This is a genomic window from Methylobacterium gregans (genome assembly GCF_022179245.1).
GTDB lineage: Bacteria > Pseudomonadota > Alphaproteobacteria > Rhizobiales > Beijerinckiaceae > Methylobacterium > Methylobacterium gregans.
Window position 1 is genome coordinate 33,843 of sequence record NZ_BPQM01000010.1, and the last position, 20,564, is coordinate 54,406.

Consider the following 20,564-nt stretch of genomic DNA (forward strand, 5'->3'; position numbering starts at 1 on the left):
ACTGGGGAGCCTGCCAAAGACCTTCCCGAGCACGAGACCGCACGAGACCGACCATGCGCCTGCTCCGCCTCTGGCCCGACGAGTCGCACTTCGACTTCATGCGCTTCCGGCGCCTCACCTTCCCGCTCTCGGCGATCCTGTCGGTGGCGACCGTGGTGCTGTTCGTGACCGTGGGCCTGAACTTCGGCATCGATTTCAAGGGCGGCACCCTGGTCGAACTTCAGGCGAAGTCCGGAAAGGCGGACGTGGCGGCGGTGCGCCACACGGCGAACGGGTTCGGCTTCGGCGAGTCCGAGGTGCAGGAACTCGGCGGCGAGGGCCAGATCCTGGTGCGCTTCCCGCTCCAGGCCGGCGAGCAGGGCCAGACCGCGGTGATGAACAAGGCGCACGCCGCCTTCGACGCCGATTACGACTTCCGCCGCACCGAGACGGTGGGACCGCGCGTCTCGGGCGAGCTCGTGCAGTCCGGCACGCTCGGCGTCGTGCTCTCGGTCGTGGCGGTGCTGCTCTACCTCTGGTTCCGCTTCGAGCGGGAACTGGCGCTCGGCGCCATCGTCGGCACGCTCCACGACATCGTGCTGACGGTCGGCATCTTCATCATCACGCGCATCGAGTTCAACATGACCTCGATCGCCGCGATCCTGACGATCGTCGGCTATTCCTTGAACGAGACGGTCGTTGTGTTCGACCGGACCCGCGAGCTGATGCGCCGCTACAAGACGATCCCGACCGTCGAGTTGCTCAACCTCTCGATCAACTCGACCATGTCGCGCACGGTGATGACCTCGATCTCGACGGCGCTCTCCCTGCTCGCTCTGGTGCTGTTCGGCGGCGAGGCGATCAAGGGCTTCGCGGTGGTGATGCTCTGCGGCGTCGTGATCTGCACCTACTCGGCGATCTTTGTCTCGACGCCGGTGCTGATCTATCTCGGCCTGATGCTCTCGGGCGTGAAGCGCGCCTCGGAGAGCCGGGGCGGCATGCCCCAGGCGGCGGAGTAGCGGTTTGGCGGGCTTCGAGGGCACGGGCTTCCTGCCGGGACGCTTCCCGATCGACGCCTACGGGAATGGCGGCTTCCGCTTCGCCGACATGTCGCATCGCGGCTCGATCCTCGTTCTGCCCACCGGCATCCGGGCTTGGGACGTCACGGACCCGCGCCGGATCGACCGGACGACGCTGCGCCCGGTCCAGGCCGAGGCGGATGCCATCGAGCTCCTGCTCGTCGGAACTGGCGCCGACATCGTGCCCCTGGCCCCGGATCTGCGCGTCTGGCTCAAGGACATGAAGATCGGCCTCGACGTGATGCAGACGGGCGCGGCGGCCCGGACCTACAACATCCTGGCCGGCGAGAACCGCAAGGTCGCAGCCGCCCTGATCGCGGTGGCGTGAGAAATCGCAAGAAGAGCACGATGGCCGACCGGGTGAGCGAGAACGCGGCGGCGACGGGGGAGGGCGGCCTCGACTTCGCCTTCCGCCACTGCGAGGCGCTGGTGCGCGCGGGCGACCCGGACCGCTACTTCGCGACGCTCTTCGCGCCGGCCGCGGTGCGGCCCCACCTCTTCGCCCTCTACGCCTTCAGCCTCACGGTCGCCCGCGTGCGCGAGGCCGCCACCAACCCGATGGCCGGCGAGATCCGCCTGCAATGGTGGCGCGACGCGCTCCAGGGCGAGGCGCGCGGCGACGTGAAGGCGAACCCCGTCGCGGCAGCCCTGGAGGACGCGATCGTCGCCCGCCGTCTCGGGCGCCAGCCCTTCGTGGACCTGATCGATGCCCGGGTCTTCGACCTCTACGACGACCCGATGCCGCGCCTGAACGACCTGGAGGGCTATTGCGGCGAGACCGCCTCCAGCCTCTTTCGGATCGCGAGCCTGATCATCGCCGACGGCACGGATCCGGGCGGCGCGACCGCTGCGGGCCATGCGGGCGTGGCCTACGGGATCGCGGGCCTGCTGCGGGCGTTGCCCTGGCACGCTCGCTCAGGCCAGGTCTACCTGCCGGCCGACATCCTGGGCCGGCACGGCGTCACCCGCGAGGACATCGTGACGGGGCGCGGCGGCCCAGGCCTAAAGGGCGCCTGCGCGGACCTGCGCGGGGTGGCGCGGCGGCATCTCGACGCCGCCCGCGCCCAGAACGCCGCGCTCGCTCCGGCCGCGCGCCGGGCCTTCCTGCCCCTCGCGCTGACGGAGGACTACCTCGCGGTGATGGACCGGGCCTCCTACGACCCGCTCAACACCCTGGTGGAGGTTCCTCGATGGCGCCGGCTCTGGCGGCTGTGGCGCGCCGCGCGGGCGGCGCGATAGCCGGCTCTCAAGCTACCTGTTTCAGCGCCGCGCTCATCCCGTGCGCGTCCGGCGCGGCGAGCAGCGCCGTCAGCTCCGTCTTCGGCATCGGCGCACCGAAGAGGTAGCCCTGGCCGAAATCGCAACCCTGGCCCGAGAGCCAGTCGACGCTGGCATCCGTCTCGATGCCCTCGGCGGTGGTCACGAGGCCGAGGCTGGCCGAGAGCTTGATGATCGCGTCCACGAGCTTCGCCCGCTCGTCGCTCATCGTGATCGTATCGACGTAGGATCGGTCGATCTTCAGCTTGTCGAACTTCAGTTCGCGCAGGTGATAGAGGCTGGAATAGCCGGTGCCGAAATCGTCCAGCGCGATGCGCACGCCGAGGTTCTGCAGCGAGGTCAGCGTGGTGCGGGCCGCCTCCAGGTCCTGCACCAGGGCGCTCTCGGTGATCTCCACTTCGAGACGCGACGGAGGAAAGCCCGTCTCGGTGAGGATCGACAGAACGCGCTCGCAGAGCCAGCGGTCCTGGAACTGCTGCGGCGAGATGTTGACCGCGAGGAGGAGGTGCGCGGGCCAGTCGCGGGCGTCGAGGCAAGCCTGCCGCAGGAGCCGGTAGCTGAGATCGCCGATCATGCCCGTCTCCTCGGCGATGCCGATGAAATGGTTCGGCGTGAGCAATCCCCGGATCGGGTGGCGCCACCGGGCGAGCACCTCGACGCCGATCAGGGTCTTCTCGGGCAGCGCTACGACGGGCTGGTAGAAGGGCTCGATCTCGCCCCGCTGGATCGCGTCGCGCAGCTCGGTCTCGAGCTGGGCGCGCGCGCGCAGTTCCAGATCCATCGTGCTCTTGAAGACCCTGTAGGTGCCGCGCCCGTCCTTTTTGCCCTGATACATGGCCAGGTCGGCGGCGTGCAGCACCGCGTCGGCATCCGCCATGCCGGCCTCGAGCAGCGCGATGCCGACCGTGCCGCCGACCTTCAGCGCGTTGCCGCACCACAGCACCGGCTCGCCGATCGCCGCGATCATCCCCTGGGCGAGTCGCACGAGCCCGTCGCTTCCGTGATCGAGCGGCACCAGCACGGCGAATTCGTCCCCGCCGAGCCGCGCCGCCACGCCGCCGCCCGGGATCAGCCGACGCAGGCGCTCGGCGACCGCGCAAAGCACCGCGTTGCCGGCCGCGTGGCCGTAGATGTCGTTGACCGGCTTGAAGCGGTCGAGGTCGAGCAGCAGCACGGCGTGGCTCGGCAGCGAGCTTGCACCCGCGCGCTCCGCCTCGACGGCCTCGAGGAAGAGCCGGCGGTTGGCCAAGCCGGTCAGCACGTCGTGCCGGGCGATGGACTCTGCCTCTCGGGCCGCCGCGTCGCGCTCGCGCAGGGCCCCGCGCAGCAGCAGCGATTTGCGCACGCTCACGCCGAACATCGCGAGCCCCATCAGGGCGAACAGCATGAAGAGGTCCGAAACGCCGTGCTGCGACACGAAGGCGTGCAGTTCCCCGAACACGCCGAACTGCACGCCGATGATCCAGAGACACACTCCGATCGTCAGCAGGCAGAGCGCTTCGTAGAGCTCGCCTTCGCCCCAGCTACCCAGTCTCGACATCGATATTGCCTCCCGCAGAGGTAGCATCCACGGCGCGGGTTACATGTGGACTAAGACGGGCCAGCTTCGCCCGATCAAACGCCTCCACGGTGAAGCGTGGGTTAAGCAGGCGCGCGATTCGCTCCGGCCGCGGCCTTCTCCCTCGGTGTTCGGGCAGCGTTGAGCCGACAGCTTAGCTCTGTTAGAGGCCGAGTAACGGGACCGCTCGAGAAGCGGCCCGACTGGAGGATACGGCCCCCGTGACGACCTGGAACCAAGTCTACGACCCATTCGGGAACGCGTGGCTTTCGACATTTGCCGCCTCGCTTCCCGTGATTGCGCTGCTCGGCATGATCGCGAGCGGCAAAGTGCAGGCGCACATCGCTGCCGTTCTCTCGCTCATCCTCGCTCTGCTTGTCGCGGTGGTCGCCTTCGGTATGCCGCTCGACCTCGCCTGGCGCGCCTCCGCCTACGGCGTCGCGCTCGGTCTGTTCCCGATCGGCTGGATCATCCTCAACGTCATCTTCCTGTACCGCCTGACCGTCGAGAAGGGCTGGTTCGCGATCCTGCAGCAATCGGTCGCCGGCATCACCGAGGACCGGCGCATCCAGCTCCTCCTTGTGGCCTTCGCCTTCGGCGCCTTCTTCGAGGGCGCGGGCGGCTTCGGCACGCCGGTCGCCGTGACCGGTGCGATCCTGATCGGGCTCGGCTTCTCCCCGCTCGCCGCCTCGGGCCTCTCGCTGATTGCCAACACGGCGCCGGTGGCCTACGGCGCCCTCGGCGCTCCGATCCAGGGCCTTGCCTCGGTAACCGGCTACGATCCCTACATCCTCGGAGCGATGATCGGCCGGCAGCTGCCCTTCTTCTCGGTGATCGTGCCGTTCTGGCTGATCTGGGTGTTCGCGGGCTTCCGCGGCATGATCAAGATCTGGCCGCCGATCCTGGTCTGCGGCGCGTCCTTCGCGGCCGCGCAGTTCCTGATATCGAACTACGTCAATCCGTGGATCGTCGATATCGGCGCCTCGCTGGTCTCGATGGGCGCGCTCGTCCTGTTCCTGAAATTCTGGCAGCCGAAGGAGATCTGGGCCTCGCCCGCGCTTCGCGGCAACGATCCGTCGATCGGCTACGGCACGCCGCGCCCGGTCTCGCTCGGCGCTGCCGTGCCGGGCGACCTGCCGAAGGTCGGACCGCTCGGCCGTACCGCCACCTCGCAGGAGATCATGATGGCGTGGGTGCCCTGGATCATCCTGTCGATCGTGGTCGCGATCTGGGGCACGGGCTGGTTCAAGGGGATCGTCAACCCGATCTTCACCTGGAACTACGAGGTGCCGGGCCTCCACAACATGATCTCGAAGGTGCCCCCGGTGGTGGAGAAGCCGGAGCGCGAGAAGGCGGTCTTCGCCTTCACCTACATGTCCTACACGGGCACCGGCGTACTGTTCGCAGCGCTCATCTCCGGCATGATCATGCGCTTCTCGCCGCTGCGCCTCGTCACCGCCTACCTCGAGACGATCTGGGTGCTGCGCTACTCGCTCATCACCATCGCGGCCATGCTCGCCCTCGGCGTGCTCACCCGCTACGCGGGCGTCGACGCGACGCTCGGCCTCGCCTTCGCCGGCACGGGCATCCTCTACCCGTTCTTCGGCACCCTGCTGGGCTGGCTCGGCGTGGCGCTGACCGGCTCCGACACCGCCTCCAACGTGCTCTTCGGCGGCCTGCAGAAGATCACCTCGGAGCAGCTTGGCCTCTCGGGTATCCTGATGGCCTCGGCGAACTCTTCGGGCGGCGTGATGGGCAAGATGATCGACGCGCAGTCGATCGTCGTCGCCTCGACCGCGACCGGCTATTTCGGCCAGGAGGGCAAGATCCTGCGCTTCGTGTTCTGGCACTCGATCGTGCTGGCCTGCCTCGTCGGCGGCCTCGTGATGCTGCAGGCCTACGTGCATCCGTTCAGCGCCATGGTGATCCACCCGAACTGACCGCCCGAGCGATCGGAGCAACGCGACCCGCCCCGGACATCCGGGGCGGGTTTTTTCGTGGTGCGCCGGGATTAGTGCACCCTGCGCAACCGTGCCTTCCCGGCCGATGCGGCCGCACCACTTCCTCCGGGATGTTCCTGCGCCGCCCCTTCCGGGACAACCTCGCCGACCTGCCCGGCCTGACGACCGAGCGGCTCGAGATCACGGCGCTCGCGCCGGGAGACGCGGAGGCCCTGCGCCGCCTCACCGACGACCCGGCCATCACCGGTGCCGTCGATTTCCTGCCCGACCCGTTCACCCTGGCGGATGCCGAGGCGATGATCGCCAGCGGCCGGCGCGGGCGCGACCGCTTTCTCGGCGCCTGGGTGCGGGCCGACCACACCCTCGTCGGCGTCGTCGGCGCCCATCTTCGGGGCGAGGGCGCGGTGGAGATCGGCTACTGGATCGGCGGCGCCGCGCGGGGGCGCGGCTTCGGGGCGGAGGCGGTCTCGGGGATCCTCGCCGTTCTGAGGCGGCGCTTCCCCCGCCGCACCATCGTCGCCGAGTGCCGGCCCGGGAACATCGCGTCCTGGGGCCTGCTGACCAAGCTCGGCTTCCGAGACACCGGCGATGACGGTCATCGGCCCGGCCGGCGGGTGATGGTCTGGGGGCAGACGATCTAGCGCGGATGCCCGCACGACCGGCCGGCATGCTAGGCCACGCCGGTCACTCGTCCCGCTCACCGAACCCTGTTCCCGAGGTTTTCGTCATGTACGGCCCCATACCCGCCCGGCGCAGCCTCGCGGCAGCCGGCCTCGTCGCCGCGCTCGTGGCATCCGCGGGCACCTGGGCATGGGCGGAGAGCGCCGGGCCCTGGCCGGTCTCGGGCAAGCTCTACGGCGAGCCGGACAGGCATCGTCCGGAGGACGCGGCCGCGAGCGAGAAGGCCGACGACGTCAGCGGGATCGCGTGCGCGACGGGATCGGGCTTCCCGCGCGTCTGCCTCGTGGCGGACGACGAGTCTCAGGGCGCGCAGATCGTGGTCCTGGACGACGGCGGCTTGCGGGCTGGCAGCTTCATCCGCCTCGTGGACGCCGCGCACGCGGGCGAGCCGCTCGAACTCGACGCGGAGGGCGTGGCCTTCGCGGACGGCGCCTTCTACGTGGTCGGCTCGCACGGCCGCCCCCGCCACGCGGCGGGCAAGCCCGAGGCCGGGACCGTGGCACGCGCCGAGGCCACGCGGCACCTCTTCCGGATCCGCTTCGATCCGGCCGCGGTCGATCCCGAAACGGGCGTGCTCGCGGGCAGACCGGAGATCGCCGACACCCGTGCTCTGGCGCGGCTGATCCGGGAGGATCCCGTGCTGAAACCCTTCCACGACCGCCCACTCGAGGAGGGCGGGGTGACGATCGAGGGCGTGGCGGTGCGGGACGGCGTGCTCCACGCGGGCTTCCGGGGGCCAGTCCTCCAGGGCGAGGCTGCCGTGGTCCTCTCGGTCCCGCTGCCGGGCCTGTTCGAGGGGGCGCCGGGCACGCCCCGGGTGACCCGGCTGCCGCTCGGCCGCGACAGTTCCGGCGCGGCGCGCGGCATACGCGACCTTGTCGCCGTGCCGGAGGGCTTCCTGATCCTTGCCGGGCCGATGCTGGACCCAAAGGACGGCGCGGTGGCCGCCGGCGACTACGCGATCTTCCGCTGGAACGGCACGGAGGCCCCGCTCCAGGCGCTCGCCCTCGACGGCTACGGACGGAAGGTCAAGCCCGAGGCCCTGCTGCCGCTGGACCGGACGGCCGAGGGCCTGCGCGCCCTCGTCCTGTTCGACGGGCCGAAGGAGGGAGCGCCGCGAACGATCGCGATCCCGCTGCGCTGACGCGCGTCGGGGCGCTGCCCCGCGAACCCACCGCAGGGGGTCCCACCCCTCGCGCTCCGTTGTTGAACGGCGGCGATCCGAGCAGCGCGCCGATCTACTCGGCCGCCGCGCGCGGCGCGTCCCCGCCGAGCCAGGCCGCGAGGTCCGCCCGCGCCCGGTCGGTCAACGCGCGCTTCTTCAGCGCCGCCTTCTCGGGTCCGCGCAGGCGCCGGCCGGTCTCGTTGCGCGGCATCCGCTCCAGCGGCGGGAACAGGCCGAAATTCACGTTCATCGGCTGGAAGGAGCGCGGCGCACCCTCGTCCTCGGCCTCCACATGCCCGCCCGTGATGTGCGCGATGAGGGCGCCGAGCGCGGTCGTCTGCGGCAGAGGTGCCAGCGGACGCCCCTCCGCCTCGGCTACCGCGAAACGGCCCGCCATCAACCCGACCGCGGCGCTCTCGACATAGCCCTCGCAGCCGGTGATCTGGCCGGCGAAACGCAGCGCGGGGCGCGCCTTCAGGCGGAGCGTGGCGTCGAGGAGCCGCGGGCTGTCGAGGTAGGTGTTGCGATGCAGACCGCCGAGGCGGGCGAACTCGGCGTTCTCCAAACCCGGGATGGTGCGGAAGATGCGCACCTGCTCGGCGTGGCGCAGCTTCGTCTGGAAGCCGACCATGTTGTAGAGCGTGCCCAGCGCGTTGTCCTGGCGGAGTTGGACGATGGCGCAGGCCTTGACGGTCGGGTTGTGCGGGTTGGTGAGCCCCACCGGCTTCATCGGGCCGTGCCGCAGGGTCTCGGGACCGCGCTCGGCCATCACCTCGATCGGCAGGCAGCCGTCGAAGTAGGGGGTCGAGGCCTCCCATTCCTTGAAGCTGGTCTTCTCGCCCGCGATCAACGCTGCGATGAAGGCGTCGTACTGCTCTCGGTCGAGCGGGCAGTTGATGTAATCCGCGCCCGTGCCGCCCGGCCCCGCCTTGTCGTAGCGGGACTGGAACCACGCCTTGTCCATGTCGATCGAATCGCGGTGCACGATCGGCGCGATGGCGTCGAAGAAGGCGAGCGACTCGGCGCCGGTGAGGCCTCGGATCGCCTCCGCGAGGCCCGGCGCGGTGAGCGGTCCGGTCGCCACGATGGTCGAGCCCCAGCTCTCCGGGGGCAGCTCGTCGATCGCCTCGCGCCGGATCTCGACATTGGGGTGCGCCGCGAGCGCCGCCGTGACGGCCTCGGAGAAGCCGTCGCGGTCGACCGCGAGCGCGCCGCCGGCCGGCACCTGATGCGCGTCGCCGGCCCGCATGATCAGCGAGCCGAGGGTGCGCATCTCCTGGTGCAGCAGGCCGACGGCGTTGCCGTTCGGATCGTCGGAGCGGAAAGAGTTCGAGCAGACGAGTTCGGCGAGGCCCTCGGTCTGATGAGCCTCGGTACGGCGCACCGGCCGCATCTCGTGGATCACGGCGCGATGGCCGGCCTCGGCGATCTGCCAAGCGGCCTCGGAGCCCGCGAGCCCGCCGCCGACGATATGGATGGTGCTTGCCTCGGTCATGCGTCGGCATACCGGAGGCGGGGGGGCTCGATCAACAAGCCCGCCCGGTGCGGATGACAAACCGGCTCAGAGGCGGGCGAGACCGCGGATCTCGTAGCGGCTGATGCCGAGATCGGCGAGCTCGCGGTCGCTGAGGCGGGAGAGCTGCGTGACGGTGTCCCGGTAGCGCAGGTAGGCGCGGACACGGTTCAGAACGCTGCGGGCGGCGGCCATGGGAAAAACGTACCTCTGTTGCGGCAGCGCAGACCACCGCTTGGGCAGCGCTGCCTGTCTTTGATGCAACGCATATATGGCCTGTCGCAGCGCAGCAGGAGTCGGCCTCGTGAGCGGCTGATATGCAGCAAGAGCATGTTCCGCTTAAGGTTTCGGCAAGCCTGACAGATGGCTAAGCGTACGCCAGAAACCGCGTGCGGGTACGGACGCAACGGTGCCGCACCTCTGAGCTTGCCAAAGAAAAAGGCACCCTGCGTCGCAGGGTGCCTTTCGGCGCGTGCCGTCCCGGATCGTCCTACCAGCGCGGGCCGTAGAAGCCGTAGGGGCGATACGGACGGGGATAGGGACGCCCGTAGGGACCCCAGCCGATCGGGCGTCGATAGTACGGACGCGGTCCCCAGTAGGGACGAGGACCCCAGTTCGGGCGGCACACGCCCCAGGGATTGGGGTGGAAGCCGGGGCCGCACCCACCCGCGACCGTCTGCACCGTCGCCTCGCCGGCGAGAGGGGCGGGGGTGATCGGTGCGGCGTTGGCAGAGCTGGTCAGACCGAGGCCGCCCGCGACGAGCGCGGCCAGACCGAGCACGCGCGTGCGGTGCGCGTTCACATGCGTCATGACGGATCTCCTTCATATCCGGGCCGGCGGCTCCGGACGGGCGCTGATGAGCCTGCGTCCGGCCGGATGAACCGGCGCTGATAGGCGGTGCCAGCGTTCCGTCAGGAACCGGTCCGCCAGGCCCTCAACGCGGGACCGTCCGACGGGTTCGGTCCAGCACCCTCAGTGCAGGGGCGGGCTGATGAGGAAGCGCTCGCGATCGCCCGAGACCAGGGTGAGCTTGAGGACACGGCCATCCCGCCGCACGGTCAGCGGGACGCGCACGCCGGCCTCGCCGAGCGCCCAGACGCTGCGGAAGAGCCCCGCAAGATCGCCGACCGGCTCGCCCGCCACCGCCTCGATCAGGTCGCCGACCCGCAGGTCGGCACTCTCGGCGGGCCCGCGATCGGCCAGTCCCATCACCACGATGCCCTCCTCGCTCTCCGTGGCATAGAGGCCGAGCCAGGGGCGGGGCGGCCTGTTCGGCCGACCGCGCGCGGAAAGGTCGTCGAGGATCGGGGGAAGGAGCTCGATCGGCACCACCATGTTGATCGCCCGGCTGTTGCCGCCGCCCTGCTGCAGTTGCAGCGATCCGATACCTAGGAGATCGCCCGCCGGCCCGATCAGAGCGGTGCCACCCCAGTGCGGGTGGGAGGGCGCCGTGAAGAGCGCCTCGTCCAGTACGTATTCCCAGTAGCCGGCGAATTCCTGGCGGGCGACGAGTTCGACGGAGACCGCGCGCGTGCGTCCGCCGGCCCCGGCCAGCACGGCGCGGTCGCCGACCTGAAGCGTGCGGGAATCGCCCAGCGGCAGGACCGGCACGTCGAGGTGCCCGAGCGCCTGGACGAGACCTAAGCCGGTAGCCGCGTCGAAGCCCATCACGTGGCCCGGCACCGACCGGCCGTCATGGGTGGTCAGCCACACGCTCTCGGCCTCGGTGACGAGGTAACCGATGGTGAGGACGAGACCGTCCTCGCGGATCACCACGCCGTTCCCGGCCCGCTCCGTGCCCAGCACCTCCGCGGTGAAGGCTCCCTCCGGGATGCGCGTCGAGAGCGCCACCACGGCCGAGACGGCCCGCTCCAGATCGTAGCGGTAATCGGCGGCCTTCGGCTGGACGGATGCCGGGATCTTCCAGTCGCCCTGCCCACTCATACCGTTCACCCGCGCTCAACCCGCCGCCCGCGCCCCGGATCGGCCGGGACGGTCCCGGCCCGGGGATCCGCGCTGAGATAGGACGCCGCCGCGCCACCGACAGCCGGCCATGGCGCATGGATGACGCCGCGATGACATCGGGACGCGATACGTCCGGAAAACGCGAGAGCCGCCCGGCGTGTGCCGGGCGGCTCTGACGATGGTCGTGGCCGGGCGTCCGGAGACGCCCGAACCGACGATCAGTACTTGCGCATGAGCGGGGCCGGCACGGCCGCAGCCGCCGGGGCCGCCGCGGTGTAGAGCGGGGCGATGATGCGGAACCAGCCGTCGGTCGAGTAGTTCTCGCGGCTCCGGCCGAGGGCGTCCGTGTAGCGGGCGCCGGTGGCAACGTCGCGGGCGACGTAGAGCTGCGCGGTGAAGGGCCCGAAATCGTAGCCGATGAGGCCGCCGAGGGCGAACCGGCCGCGGTTGCCGGCAGCGGCCGACAGCGGGCCGATGTCGAAGTTGAAGGTGCCGTAACCGACGGCGCCGAACTCGAACTTGCCGAACTTCTTCGTCGCCGTGAGGTCGATGTTCAGCGAGTCGGAGAGGTTGATCGGGCCGATGGCGGCGCCGACCAGGCCGGGGAAGCGGCCGGGCGAGTCGTAGATGTTGGCGGTCAGGTTCGCGGTGATGTTCCAGCCGTCACCGGTGTAGCTGCCGGCCACGCCGAAGCGGTAGGTGTTCGAGGAGAGCTGCGGCAGGACGGGCGTGCCGGCAAGGCCGATGCCGAGCGAGCCGCGGTCGCCGTTCAGGTCGTTCAGGTATGCGCCGCCGAGCAAGCTGGCGCCGAAGTTGCCGCCGAGATCGAACGCCCAGATACCGCCGACGAAGGTGCCGACGTTGATCGAGATGTCGCGGTTCGCAACGCCGGCGCGGTTGCGGGTGAAGGCGAACACGGTCGGGGGCGCGACGAGCAGCTCGATGCGGCCGCCGAGCGGAACCAGCGGGGTCGACCAGACCAGCACCGGGATGTTCACGGCCGTGTCGGGCGAGAACGGCGCGTCGGTGCGGCGGTAGGTGAAGGTGTTCAGCGCGTAGATGCCCTCGGGCAGCGGAGCGCCGGTGGCGAGACCGACCTGCTCGCCGGGCACCGTGGTGGTCTGCGCGAGCGCCGGCGTCGCCGTCGCCGCGGCCGTGAGCGCGAACGCACCGGCTGCGAGCCACTTCTTCATCATGTTATCGTTCCTTCCCAAGGATCCCTGGCCTTCCGTCCCGCAGCCCCGGCACTTCGGTTCCGGTCCGCTGCCGTGCAGCCCCCGAATCGCCCGGTGCCAGGTGCCCCCTTACGGCGCCACCCCAAGTCTCAACGATTGGGACTATTCTACACGACGCTGCAGAAGGACAGTGGAATGCCTGCCTCGCAGGCAGAAGCCGCAGCAGCGTTGCGCAAAAGTCGCATTCCTGCTGCAGCGCGGCGAGCCCTGTTCTTGCCTGTTCTGGCGGAGCCCGAACGGGTCACCCGGCAAAATAACGCAGAATGGTCAAGCTGTTGCGTGGGGGACCGGTTAGGAGAATCCGGCAACGGCGACCGGGGACCGGGCAGGCGAGCCAGCGCTCGGCGCGGGTCGCTGCCCGCCCGAGGGGCATCGTCGGACGATCGCGGCGTGCCTCCACGCTCACAAGGAAAGCCGAATCGAGCCCCACCGGGAGAGCCTGCGGACAGAATCATCTCCGCAGGCTGCTCGCTCGGAGACCTCTACTCGGCCGCGTCGCGACGGGCAGCGAGAGGACGGCGCGCCAGGACCTCGCGCAGGAAGCGCCCGGTATGGCTCGCCGTGCTGCGGGCGATCTGCTCCGGCGTGCCCTGCGCGACGACCCGGCCGCCGCCGCGGCCGCCCTCGGGGCCCATGTCGATCACCCAGTCGGCGGTCTTGATCACCTCGAGGTTGTGCTCGATCACCACCACGGTATTGCCCTGGTCGACGAGTTCGTGGAGCACCTCCATGAGCTTGGCGACGTCGTGGAAGTGCAGGCCCGTCGTCGGCTCGTCCAGGATGTAGAGGGTGCGGCCGGTGGCGCGCTTCGACAGCTCCTTCGAGAGCTTCACGCGCTGCGCCTCGCCGCCGGACAGGGTCGTCGCCTGCTGGCCGACCCGGACATAGTGCAGGCCGACGCGCTTCAGCGTCTCCATCTTGTCGCGGATCGACGGCACGGCCTTGAACAGCTCGGCCGCCTCCTCGACCGTCATGTCGAGGACGTCCGAGATCGAGCGTTCGCGGTACTTCACCTCCAGCGTCTCACGGTCGTAGCGCCGGCCCTTGCAGACATCGCAGGTGACGTAGACGTCGGGCAGGAAGTGCATCTCGATCTTGATGACGCCGTCGCCCGAGCAGGCCTCGCAGCGCCCGCCCTTCACGTTGAAGGAGAAGCGCCCCGCTTGGTAGCCGCGGGCCTTGGCCTCGGGCAGACCCGCGAACCAGTCGCGGATCGGCGTGAAGGCGCCGATATAGGTCGCCGGATTCGAGCGCGGCGTGCGCCCGATCGGCGACTGGTCGATGTCGATGACCTTGTCGAGGTGCTCCAGCCCCTCCAGCCGCCCGTAGGGCGCCGGGTGCTCCAGCGCGCCGTTCAGCTTCTTCGCCACCGCCTTGTAGAGCGTGTCGATGATGAGCGTCGACTTGCCGCCGCCGGACACCCCCGTGATGCAGGTGAAGGTGCCGAGCGGAATCTCGACGTCGACGTTCTGGAGATTGTTGCCGCGGGCTCCGAAGAGAGCGAGCTTGCCCTTGCGGCCCTTCCGGCGGCTGGCCGGCGTCCGGACCGAGAGCTCCCCCGTCAGGTACTTGGCGGTGAGCGAGTCGGGGTGCGCCAGCACCTCCGCCGGCGTGCCCTGCGCGATGATCCGCCCGCCATGGATGCCCGCGCCCGGCCCGACATCGACCACGTAATCGGCCTGCAGGATCGCGTCCTCGTCGTGCTCGACCACGATCACCGAGTTGCCGAGGTCGCGCAGGCGCTTCAGCGTGCCGAGCAGGCGCTCGTTGTCGCGCTGGTGCAGGCCGATCGAGGGCTCGTCGAGCACGTAGAGCACGCCGGTGAGCCCCGAGCCGATCTGCGAGGCGAGACGGATGCGCTGGCTCTCGCCTCCGGACAGCGAACCGGAGCCGCGCGCAAGCGTCAGGTATTCGAGGCCGACATCGACCAGGAAGGTCAGGCGGTCGCGGATCTCCTTCAGGATGCGGACGGCGATCTCGTTCTGCTTCGGCGTGAGTTTCTCGGGAAGCTCCGAGAACCAGCGATGCGCGTCCGAGACCGAGAGCGCGGTCACCTCGGCGATGTCGCGCATGTCGATCTTCACGGCGAGCGCCTCGGGCTTCAGCCGCTTGCCGCCGCAGGCAGCGCAGGGCGTCTCGCTCATGAAGCGCCCGATCTCCTCGCGGGTCGCGTCGCTGTCGGTCTCCTTGTAGCGGCGCTCGAGGTTCGGGATCACGCCCTCGAAGGGCTTCGAGACTCCGTAGGCCCGCATGCCGTCGTCGTAGGCGAAGCGTACCGCCTGCTCGCCCGTTCCGTAGAGGACGACGGCGCGGGCCGAGGCCGGAAGCTCGTCCCAGGCCACCGTGGTCTTGAAACCGAAATGCTTGGCGAGCGCGTCGAGCGTCTGCCCGTAATAGGGCGAGGTGGACTTGGCCCAGGGCGCGACCGCGCCGCGCTTGAGGCTCAGAGCCCCGTCGCCGATCACGAGTTCGGGGTCGATCCGCATCTCGTGGCCGATGCCGCCGCAGGTCGGGCAGGCGCCGAACGGGTTGTTGAACGAGAACAGCCGGGGTTCGATTTCGGGGATCGTGAAGCCCGAGACCGGGCAGGCGAAGCGCGACGAGAAGGTGATCTTTCGCGGCGCCTCGCCCTCGGGGGCGTCCGCGAACTCGATGTCGGCGATGCCGTCGGCGAGGTCCAGGGCCGTCTCGAAGGACTCGGCCAGCCGCGAGCCGATGTCGTCGCGCACGACGATGCGGTCCACCACCACGTCGATGTCGTGCTTGAGCTTCTTGTCGAGCTTGGGCACGTCGTCGATGGCGTAGTACTCGCCGTCGATCCTGAGACGCTGGAAGCCCTTCTTCTGGAAATCGGCGATCTCCTTGCGGTACTCGCCCTTACGTCCGCGCACCACGGGGGCGAGCAGGTAGAGCCGGGTCTTCTCCGGAAGCGCCAGGACGCGATCGACCATCTGGCTGACCGTCTGGCTCTCGATCGGCAGGCCGGTGGCCGGCGAGTAGGGGATGCCGACCCGCGCCCAGAGCAGGCGCATGTAGTCGTAGATCTCCGTGACGGTGCCGACGGTCGAGCGCGGGTTCTTCGAGGTGGTCTTCTGCTCGATCGAGATGGCCGGCGAGAGCCCGTCGATCTGATCGACGTCGGGCTTGGCCATCATCTCCAGAAACTGGCGGGCATAGGCCGAGAGCGACTCGACGTAGCGGCGCTGCCCCTCGGCATAGATCGTGTCGAAGGCCAGCGACGACTTGCCGGAGCCTGACAGGCCGGTGAACACGACCAGCTTGTCGCGCGGGATCGTCAGGTCGACGTTCTTCAGATTGTGCTCGCGCGCGCCGCGCACCGAGATCACGCGCTGGTCGCGCGCGGCCTGCGCCCCCTCGAAGAGACGGTCGAACCGGCTCTCCGCCTCCGCCGCGGAGGCTGCGGGCCGCGTCTTCGCCGCAGCGGTCTTCGTCGCCTTGTCCGCGTCCGTCTTCCTGGCCGGCGCATCGCCCGTCTTGCGGGTCACCTTGCCGGCGCTGGTCTTGCCGGCCGTGTTCTTCGCGGCGACGTTGGCTTTGGCCATGGGCGGGCAGTCTTTCGGAGCGTCTTCGTGCAGCGGTAACGGGCGAGGCGGCGGAACGGTCCGCACCGCTCATGTCGGACGCGCCGCGCCCGGGACAAGACGGGCCGATGCAAGCCCCTCACCCGAATCCGAGCGGCTTGCTTAGAACGAAAAGAGTACAGCCACAATCCCGCGGCGCTGCGACCGAGGCCGGCCTCGGCGTGCAAATTCCCGACGGCCACCGGGTTCACGCAGTGCGGGGTTACGGACTGATAGTGGCCGGCGCTCCGTGGTGGCCGATGTCGCGTGCCGGCCCAGGCACGGGCTCCCTATTCACGAGCGAAGTGCCGGCCATTCTGCCCAAAGCAAAAGGTCGCGCTCCGGGAACAGCTGGAGTGGAACCCTGTCCCCTGACTCAAGAGCATCCGTCCGCCGGAACCGTGCAACCGGACGCCGTCAGGCCCCGACAACCCCGCCCTTAGCCGTAAGGGCGCAAGGAGTGACTATGAAAGGCGCATACTGCATTGAAGTTGAGCAACCTCGGCAAAGGCAACTCTTTGTTTAGGCGCAACACCACAACACTGCGCGCAAGACAACGAGAACAAGACGGGCGAGCCATGGGTGGGGGTTTTCTGGGGTCCTTGCGCGGACGCATCGTTGCCGTGGCGCTGGCGCCCTGCCTCGCATTCGGTGCGGTGACGACGATCACGGTGTTCGAGCGCGCGGCGCAGCGGACCGAGATGGTCCGGGTGGGAGATCTGACCGGCCTCGCGACGCGCATCAGCGCCTTCGTGCACGAGGCTCAGCGGGAGCGGGGCGCGTCGAGCCTGTTCGTCGGCTCGAAGGGGACCCAGTTCGGCGCGGAACTCGCTGCCCAGCGTGAACGAACGGACGCGACCCTGCGCGGCCTCGCCGAGGCAGCGGAAGCTCCCGCACTGGCCGGGCGGGGAAGGGGCTTCGTGCAGGCCCTGAGCGGGATTGCGGCGCAGCGCCAACGTATCGATTCTCTCGGGCTCGCCCCGCCCCAGGCCACCGCCTACTACACTGGCGTCATCGCCGACGGCCTCGGCATCGTGCGGGGTATGTCGGGTCTGGTGAGCGAGGCAGACATCGCCGGTCGCGCGGCGACCTACGCAGCCTTCCTCACCCTGAAGGAGAATGCCGGCCAGGAGCGGGCGGCGGCCTCCGCCGCCTTCGCGGCGGGCCGGCTCGATCAGGCGGGCCTCGTGCGGCTCGCCGCGCTCGTCGCGGGTCAAACGGGCGCTGACGCGCAGTTCCGGGCCGGCGCTGCCCCCGAGCAGGCGGCGCTCCTCGACGCCGCAGAGGCGACCGAGCCAGCGCGCGAGGTCGCGCGCCTGCGTCGGCTCGCCCTCGATACGGCGCCGGGCGAGGCGCTCGCCTTCCGCGACGCGCCCCAGTGGTTCCACCTTGCCACGCAGCGGATCGACGGGCTGAAGGGCGTCGAGGACCGGCTGAGCGCCGATCTCGTGTCGTCCGCGGCCGCGATCCGGGCCAGGGCCGACCGGGCGCTCGCGCTGTGGCTCGCCGCGGGGCTGGCCACCTTCGGGCTCTCCGTCGGCCTCGCGCTCGGCCTCGGCAGTGCCATCGCCCGGCCGCTGACCCGCATGGCGCAGGTGCTCGGCGCCATCGGCCGCGGCGAGGCCGGTGTGGTGATCCCGCAGCGCGGCCCCCGCGAGGTCCGCGCCCTCTCGCAGGCCGCGGAGGCCTTCCAGGCGAGCGTCGCGGAGAGCCGGGCCCACCGGGCCGAGCGGGAGCGGTCGGCGGCCGAGACCGCGGCAGCCCAGCGCCGCGCGGTGCTCGATCTGGCGGCGGGCTTCGAGGCGCAGGTCGGCGGCATCGTCGAGGCGGTCTCGGAGGCTGCCGGCCAGCTCCAGCGCGCCGCGACCGCGATGGCGCAGGCCGCACAGGACACGACGGCCCTGAGCCGCGAGGTGGCCAGCGTCTCCCAGGAAGCGGCGCTCTCCGCCGACACCGTCGCGGCGGCGACCGAGGAGCTGTCGGCCTCGGTCCGCGAGATCGCCGCGCAGGCCTCGACCTCGGCCGGTCTCTCGGCCGAGGCCGAGCGCGACGCCGCGGAGATGGCCGGCGAGGTCCAGCGCCTCGCAACGGCGGCCGGCAGCATCGGCCAGATCGTCGGTCTGATCTCGGAGATCGCCGACCAGACCAACCTGCTGGCTTTGAACGCCACCATCGAGGCGGCCCGCGCCGGAGAGGCGGGACGCGGCTTCGCAGTGGTGGCGGCGGAGGTGAAGAACCTCGCCGGCCAGACCACGCGGGCAACCGCCGAGATCGGCGCGAAGGTCTCGGAGATCACCAGCTCCACCAACGCCTCGGTCGCGGCGATCGGCGGCATCAACGGAGCGATCCAGCGACTCTCGCGGATCGGTGGGGACATCGCCGCGGCGGTGGAGGAGCAGGGCGCGGCGACCGTCGAGATCGCCCGCACCACAGCGCAAGCCTCGCAGGGGAGCCGCACCGTCTCCACACACATCGCCGGCGTCAGCGAGACCGCGGCGACCGCGAGCGCCGGCTCAGCCCAGGTGCTGGCCGCGGCCGGCGACCTCGCCCGGCAGGCAAGCGACCTCCGGGCCGCGGTCGGCGGGTTCCTGGCAACCGTTCGGGCGGCCTGAACGGCCCTTCTCGGGCCTCTCGCGCCCCATGGCCCCGACCGGGCAAGCGCCTATCGCCAGCGTGTTCTTCAGCCGGTGGCTGAGCTCGCGGTTGCGCAAGGATTGCTGGTCCTCGGCCTGTATCCGGCCGAGGTCGTCGCGGACGCGCTCGGCGACCTCGCGCACGAAGTCGATCTCGTCGGGCGTCCAGGTGCTGAGCGCAGCCTCGTGGACAGAGAGCACGCTGGCGACGCGCCCGTGCGCGCCCACCGGCACCAGGATCGGCGGGCGGGTGCCGAGCGCCGCGAAGGGGGCCGCGTCCGCGGCACCCGCGGGTCGAGCGCGACGTCGGCGATCGCCAGCCCCGCGCCGGCGCGCAGGAGACGCGGAAGCGGCGGGGCAGGGGCACGCGCCCCCGGCGCCGGGTAGGCCGGGTTCGCCCGGTCGGTGCCAGAACGCCGCGGCCGGCGCGAGGACGCTCCCGTCGAACCCGCCGAAGCCGGCCCAGCGGGCCCGCAGGGTCCGGCCGATCACCGCCACCGCCGCCACCACGGCCGGCCGGCCGCGCGCCTCGCGCAGGGCGTCGCTGATCTCGACCAGCGCCTGCCGGCACGCCGCGTCGAGGCGCTCCTGCGTGATGTCCTCGATCATCGCGGTGGTCAGCGCCTCGTCGCCGAGCACATGCGAGACGAGGTTGCCCCGCGCCCAGATGATGCGCCCGTCCGCCCGCCTGTAGCGCATCTCCAGATCCTCCGGCGGAATCTGGCCATCCGCGAGGCGGCGGTGCAACCGGTCGCGGACCTCCGCGTCCTCCTCCGGCGTCCACATGGCTACGGAGCGGCCGACGATCGCCTCCGCCGGCGCAGCGCAGATCGCGCAGAGCTTCCGGTTGACGTGCAGCACCATCAGGCCGCGGGGGTCGAGCTGGACGATACCGGGATTCGCCCCCCTCGAAGATCGCCCCGAACTGCGCTTCGCTGCGGTTGCGCTCGGTCACGTCGAGCATCGCGCCGATCATGCGTAGCGGGCGCCCGTCCGCGTCGCGCACCGTGTAGCCGCAATCGAGCACCTCCGCGTATGAGCCGTCCGCGCGCCCGAAGCGGTATTCGTGGCCCCACCCGGCGGCCTGTCCGGCAATCACGGCGCGGATGTCCTGCTCCACCCGATCCCGATCACCCGGGTGGACTTGGGCGAGCCACCACGCGCCCGTCGGCTCGATCCGGTGCGGCCCCCAACCGTAGGCGGTGGTCATCGCCTCGTTTCACGCCACCGCGTCGGAGACGACGTCCCGGTCCCAGATCGCGTCCTTGGTGGCGCGGATGACGAGGCGGTAGCGCTCGCGCACGGCCTGCTCGGCGCGGGCTGCCCGCATGCGGTGCGTGATGTCGCGGATCGTGCCGACGAAGCGGGTCGCGCGGCCGTCCGAGACCACCAGCCGTCCGCGAGCGGCGTGCCAGCGCGGCCCGCGCTCCGGTGCCGCCGGCAGGCAGACGCGCTACTCGGCCTCGAGCAGGCCACTCCCCCCGGGCTGCACAGCCGTCCGGAGCGCCGCGTCCACCGCTTCGCGGTCCTGAGGGTGCCGGCGCGGCAGGAAGGTGCTCGCATAGCTGACGGGTTCGTCCGGCCCCAGGCCGAACAGGGCACGCGTGCGCCCGTCTCATTCCAGCCGATCCGAGACGGGATCGTGGTCCCAGATCCCGATATCCCCGGCCTAGAGGGCGAGGCGCATGAGGAGGGCGCTCTCGCCCCGGCGCAACGGGTGCGGATCGGGGCTGTCGATGCGCCCGGTCGGGTCGGCATCGTCGGCGGTGCGGTCGGGCCGGCGCGTCCTCGTCCCCCGCGCGCTGCCCGCGGAACCCAGCATGGCAGCGATGGCTCGGCGAGGGCGTGCGTCGGGTTAAGGCGTGCATCCGTGGTCCGGGCATCGAGCGCCCGTCAGCCGCCGGTGCCAAGGACCGCGCTCGGCTCCGGCCGCCC

17 protein-coding genes and 1 pseudogene are annotated in these 20,564 nt (G+C 70.6%); 7 read left to right on the plus strand and 11 right to left on the minus strand.

Translation table 11 applies throughout. The annotated features are described in order from the left end of the window. Positions 1-53: 53 nt before the first annotated feature. Genes secF through MFF54_RS02665 form a run of 3 tightly spaced genes read left to right on the plus strand, consistent with a single transcriptional unit; the run spans position 54 to position 2,297 of the window. Positions 54-998, plus strand: a complete 945-nt coding sequence (secF, locus tag MFF54_RS02655) for a protein translocase subunit SecF (RefSeq protein WP_238301083.1) — start codon at positions 54-56, stop codon at positions 996-998. Positions 999-1,002: 4 nt separating this feature from the next. Then, positions 1,003-1,386 carry an Mth938-like domain-containing protein gene (locus MFF54_RS02660; RefSeq protein WP_238301084.1) on the plus strand — a complete coding sequence of 128 codons (384 nt, stop codon included), beginning with the start codon at positions 1,003-1,005 and terminating at the stop codon, positions 1,384-1,386. Between the two features lie 20 nt (positions 1,387-1,406). After that, positions 1,407-2,297, plus strand: coding sequence for a phytoene/squalene synthase family protein (locus MFF54_RS02665; RefSeq protein ID WP_238301113.1), 891 nt, complete (start codon positions 1,407-1,409; stop codon positions 2,295-2,297). Between the two features lie 7 nt (positions 2,298-2,304). Here MFF54_RS02665 and MFF54_RS02670 read toward each other — a convergent pair whose 3' ends face one another. Next, positions 2,305-3,876, minus strand: a complete 1,572-nt coding sequence (locus tag MFF54_RS02670; RefSeq protein ID WP_238301087.1) for a putative bifunctional diguanylate cyclase/phosphodiesterase — start codon at positions 3,874-3,876, stop codon at positions 2,305-2,307. A gap of 239 nt (positions 3,877-4,115) precedes the next feature. Here MFF54_RS02670 and MFF54_RS02675 point away from each other — a divergent pair, with 239 nt between their 5' ends. The 3 genes from MFF54_RS02675 to MFF54_RS02685 all read left to right on the plus strand — a co-directional run bounded on the left by MFF54_RS02675 (position 4,116) and on the right by MFF54_RS02685 (position 7,680). After that, a complete protein-coding gene (locus MFF54_RS02675) occupies positions 4,116-5,834 on the plus strand; it encodes an L-lactate permease (RefSeq protein WP_238301089.1) in 1,719 nt (572 codons plus the stop codon). A gap of 131 nt (positions 5,835-5,965) precedes the next feature. Next, positions 5,966-6,496, plus strand: a complete 531-nt coding sequence (locus tag MFF54_RS02680) for a GNAT family N-acetyltransferase (protein WP_238301091.1) — start codon at positions 5,966-5,968, stop codon at positions 6,494-6,496. Positions 6,497-6,582: 86 nt separating this feature from the next. After that, positions 6,583-7,680: a DUF3616 domain-containing protein gene (locus tag MFF54_RS02685; RefSeq protein ID WP_238301093.1), complete on the plus strand. Its 1,098-nt coding sequence runs from the start codon at positions 6,583-6,585 to the stop codon at positions 7,678-7,680. A 94-nt stretch (positions 7,681-7,774) separates the two neighbouring features. Here MFF54_RS02685 and trmFO read toward each other — a convergent pair whose 3' ends face one another. The 6 genes from trmFO to uvrA form a co-directional block, all read right to left on the minus strand. After that, the gene (trmFO, locus tag MFF54_RS02690) at positions 7,775-9,196 is read right to left on the minus strand and encodes a methylenetetrahydrofolate--tRNA-(uracil(54)-C(5))-methyltransferase (FADH(2)-oxidizing) TrmFO (RefSeq protein ID WP_238301095.1); all 1,422 of its coding nucleotides are present in this window, start codon (positions 9,194-9,196) and stop codon (positions 7,775-7,777) included. Positions 9,197-9,262: 66 nt separating this feature from the next. Continuing rightward, positions 9,263-9,409, minus strand: a complete 147-nt coding sequence (locus MFF54_RS02695; protein WP_238301097.1) for a DUF1127 domain-containing protein — start codon at positions 9,407-9,409, stop codon at positions 9,263-9,265. Positions 9,410-9,704: 295 nt separating this feature from the next. Then, on the minus strand, positions 9,705-10,025 hold the full coding sequence (locus tag MFF54_RS02700) for a GCG_CRPN prefix-to-repeats domain-containing protein (RefSeq protein WP_238301098.1): 321 nt from the start codon (positions 10,023-10,025) through the stop codon (positions 9,705-9,707). 162 nt (positions 10,026-10,187) lie between these two features. Then, positions 10,188-11,159, minus strand: a complete 972-nt coding sequence (locus MFF54_RS02705) for a S1C family serine protease (protein WP_238301114.1) — start codon at positions 11,157-11,159, stop codon at positions 10,188-10,190. Between the two features lie 239 nt (positions 11,160-11,398). Then, positions 11,399-12,376, minus strand: a complete 978-nt coding sequence (locus MFF54_RS02710) for a transporter (RefSeq protein WP_238301099.1) — start codon at positions 12,374-12,376, stop codon at positions 11,399-11,401. 521 nt (positions 12,377-12,897) lie between these two features. Next, positions 12,898-15,978, minus strand: a complete 3,081-nt coding sequence (gene uvrA, locus MFF54_RS02715; RefSeq protein WP_238301100.1) for an excinuclease ABC subunit UvrA — start codon at positions 15,976-15,978, stop codon at positions 12,898-12,900. 596 nt (positions 15,979-16,574) lie between these two features. Here uvrA and MFF54_RS02720 point away from each other — a divergent pair. Next, positions 16,575-18,608 (plus strand): methyl-accepting chemotaxis protein, encoded by a 2,034-nt coding sequence (locus tag MFF54_RS02720; RefSeq protein ID WP_238301101.1) that lies wholly within the window; start codon positions 16,575-16,577, stop codon positions 18,606-18,608. Here MFF54_RS02720 and MFF54_RS02725 read toward each other — a convergent pair. The 4 genes and pseudogenes from MFF54_RS02725 to MFF54_RS02735 all read right to left on the minus strand — a co-directional run bounded on the left by MFF54_RS02725 (position 18,510) and on the right by MFF54_RS02735 (position 20,451). After that, positions 18,510-19,520 (minus strand): PAS domain S-box protein, encoded by a 1,011-nt coding sequence (locus MFF54_RS02725; protein WP_283206243.1) that lies wholly within the window; start codon positions 19,518-19,520, stop codon positions 18,510-18,512. The two genes, MFF54_RS02720 and MFF54_RS02725, sit on opposite strands and share 99 nt — an antisense overlap. A gap of 46 nt (positions 19,521-19,566) precedes the next feature. Beyond that, positions 19,567-19,839 (minus strand): annotated as a pseudogene (locus MFF54_RS27760) (PAS domain-containing protein); the annotation flags it as partial. 9 nt (positions 19,840-19,848) lie between these two features. Further along, entirely contained in the window at positions 19,849-20,019 is a 171-nt protein-coding gene (locus MFF54_RS02730; RefSeq protein WP_238301103.1) for a hypothetical protein, read from the minus strand. Between the two features lie 279 nt (positions 20,020-20,298). Next, complete coding sequence (locus tag MFF54_RS02735; RefSeq protein WP_238301104.1) at positions 20,299-20,451, minus strand: hypothetical protein; 153 nt, start codon at positions 20,449-20,451, stop codon at positions 20,299-20,301. Positions 20,452-20,564: the final 113 nt, after the last annotated feature.

Bases quoted from the DNA above. Each gene is read 5' to 3' on its own strand.
- MFF54_RS02705 (WP_238301114.1), bottom strand. From the start codon at position 11,159: ATGAGTGGGCAGGGCGACTGGAAGATCCCGGCATCCGTCCAGCCGAAG.
- MFF54_RS02670 (WP_238301087.1), bottom strand. From the start codon at position 3,876: ATGTCGAGACTGGGTAGCTGGGGCGAAGGCGAGCTCTACGAAGCGCTC.
- trmFO (WP_238301095.1), bottom strand. From the start codon at position 9,196: ATGACCGAGGCAAGCACCATCCATATCGTCGGCGGCGGGCTCGCGGGC.
- MFF54_RS02720 (WP_238301101.1), top strand. From the start codon at position 16,575: ATGGGTGGGGGTTTTCTGGGGTCCTTGCGCGGACGCATCGTTGCCGTG.
- MFF54_RS02685 (WP_238301093.1), top strand. From the start codon at position 6,583: ATGTACGGCCCCATACCCGCCCGGCGCAGCCTCGCGGCAGCCGGCCTC.
- MFF54_RS02680 (WP_238301091.1), top strand. From the start codon at position 5,966: ATGTTCCTGCGCCGCCCCTTCCGGGACAACCTCGCCGACCTGCCCGGC.
- uvrA (WP_238301100.1), bottom strand. From the start codon at position 15,978: ATGGCCAAAGCCAACGTCGCCGCGAAGAACACGGCCGGCAAGACCAGC.
- MFF54_RS02695 (WP_238301097.1), bottom strand. From the start codon at position 9,409: ATGGCCGCCGCCCGCAGCGTTCTGAACCGTGTCCGCGCCTACCTGCGC.
- MFF54_RS02665 (WP_238301113.1), top strand. From the start codon at position 1,407: ATGGCCGACCGGGTGAGCGAGAACGCGGCGGCGACGGGGGAGGGCGGC.
- MFF54_RS02700 (WP_238301098.1), bottom strand. From the start codon at position 10,025: ATGACGCATGTGAACGCGCACCGCACGCGCGTGCTCGGTCTGGCCGCG.
- MFF54_RS02710 (WP_238301099.1), bottom strand. From the start codon at position 12,376: ATGATGAAGAAGTGGCTCGCAGCCGGTGCGTTCGCGCTCACGGCCGCG.
- MFF54_RS02735 (WP_238301104.1), bottom strand. From the start codon at position 20,451: ATGCTGGGTTCCGCGGGCAGCGCGCGGGGGACGAGGACGCGCCGGCCC.
- secF (WP_238301083.1), top strand. From the start codon at position 54: ATGCGCCTGCTCCGCCTCTGGCCCGACGAGTCGCACTTCGACTTCATG.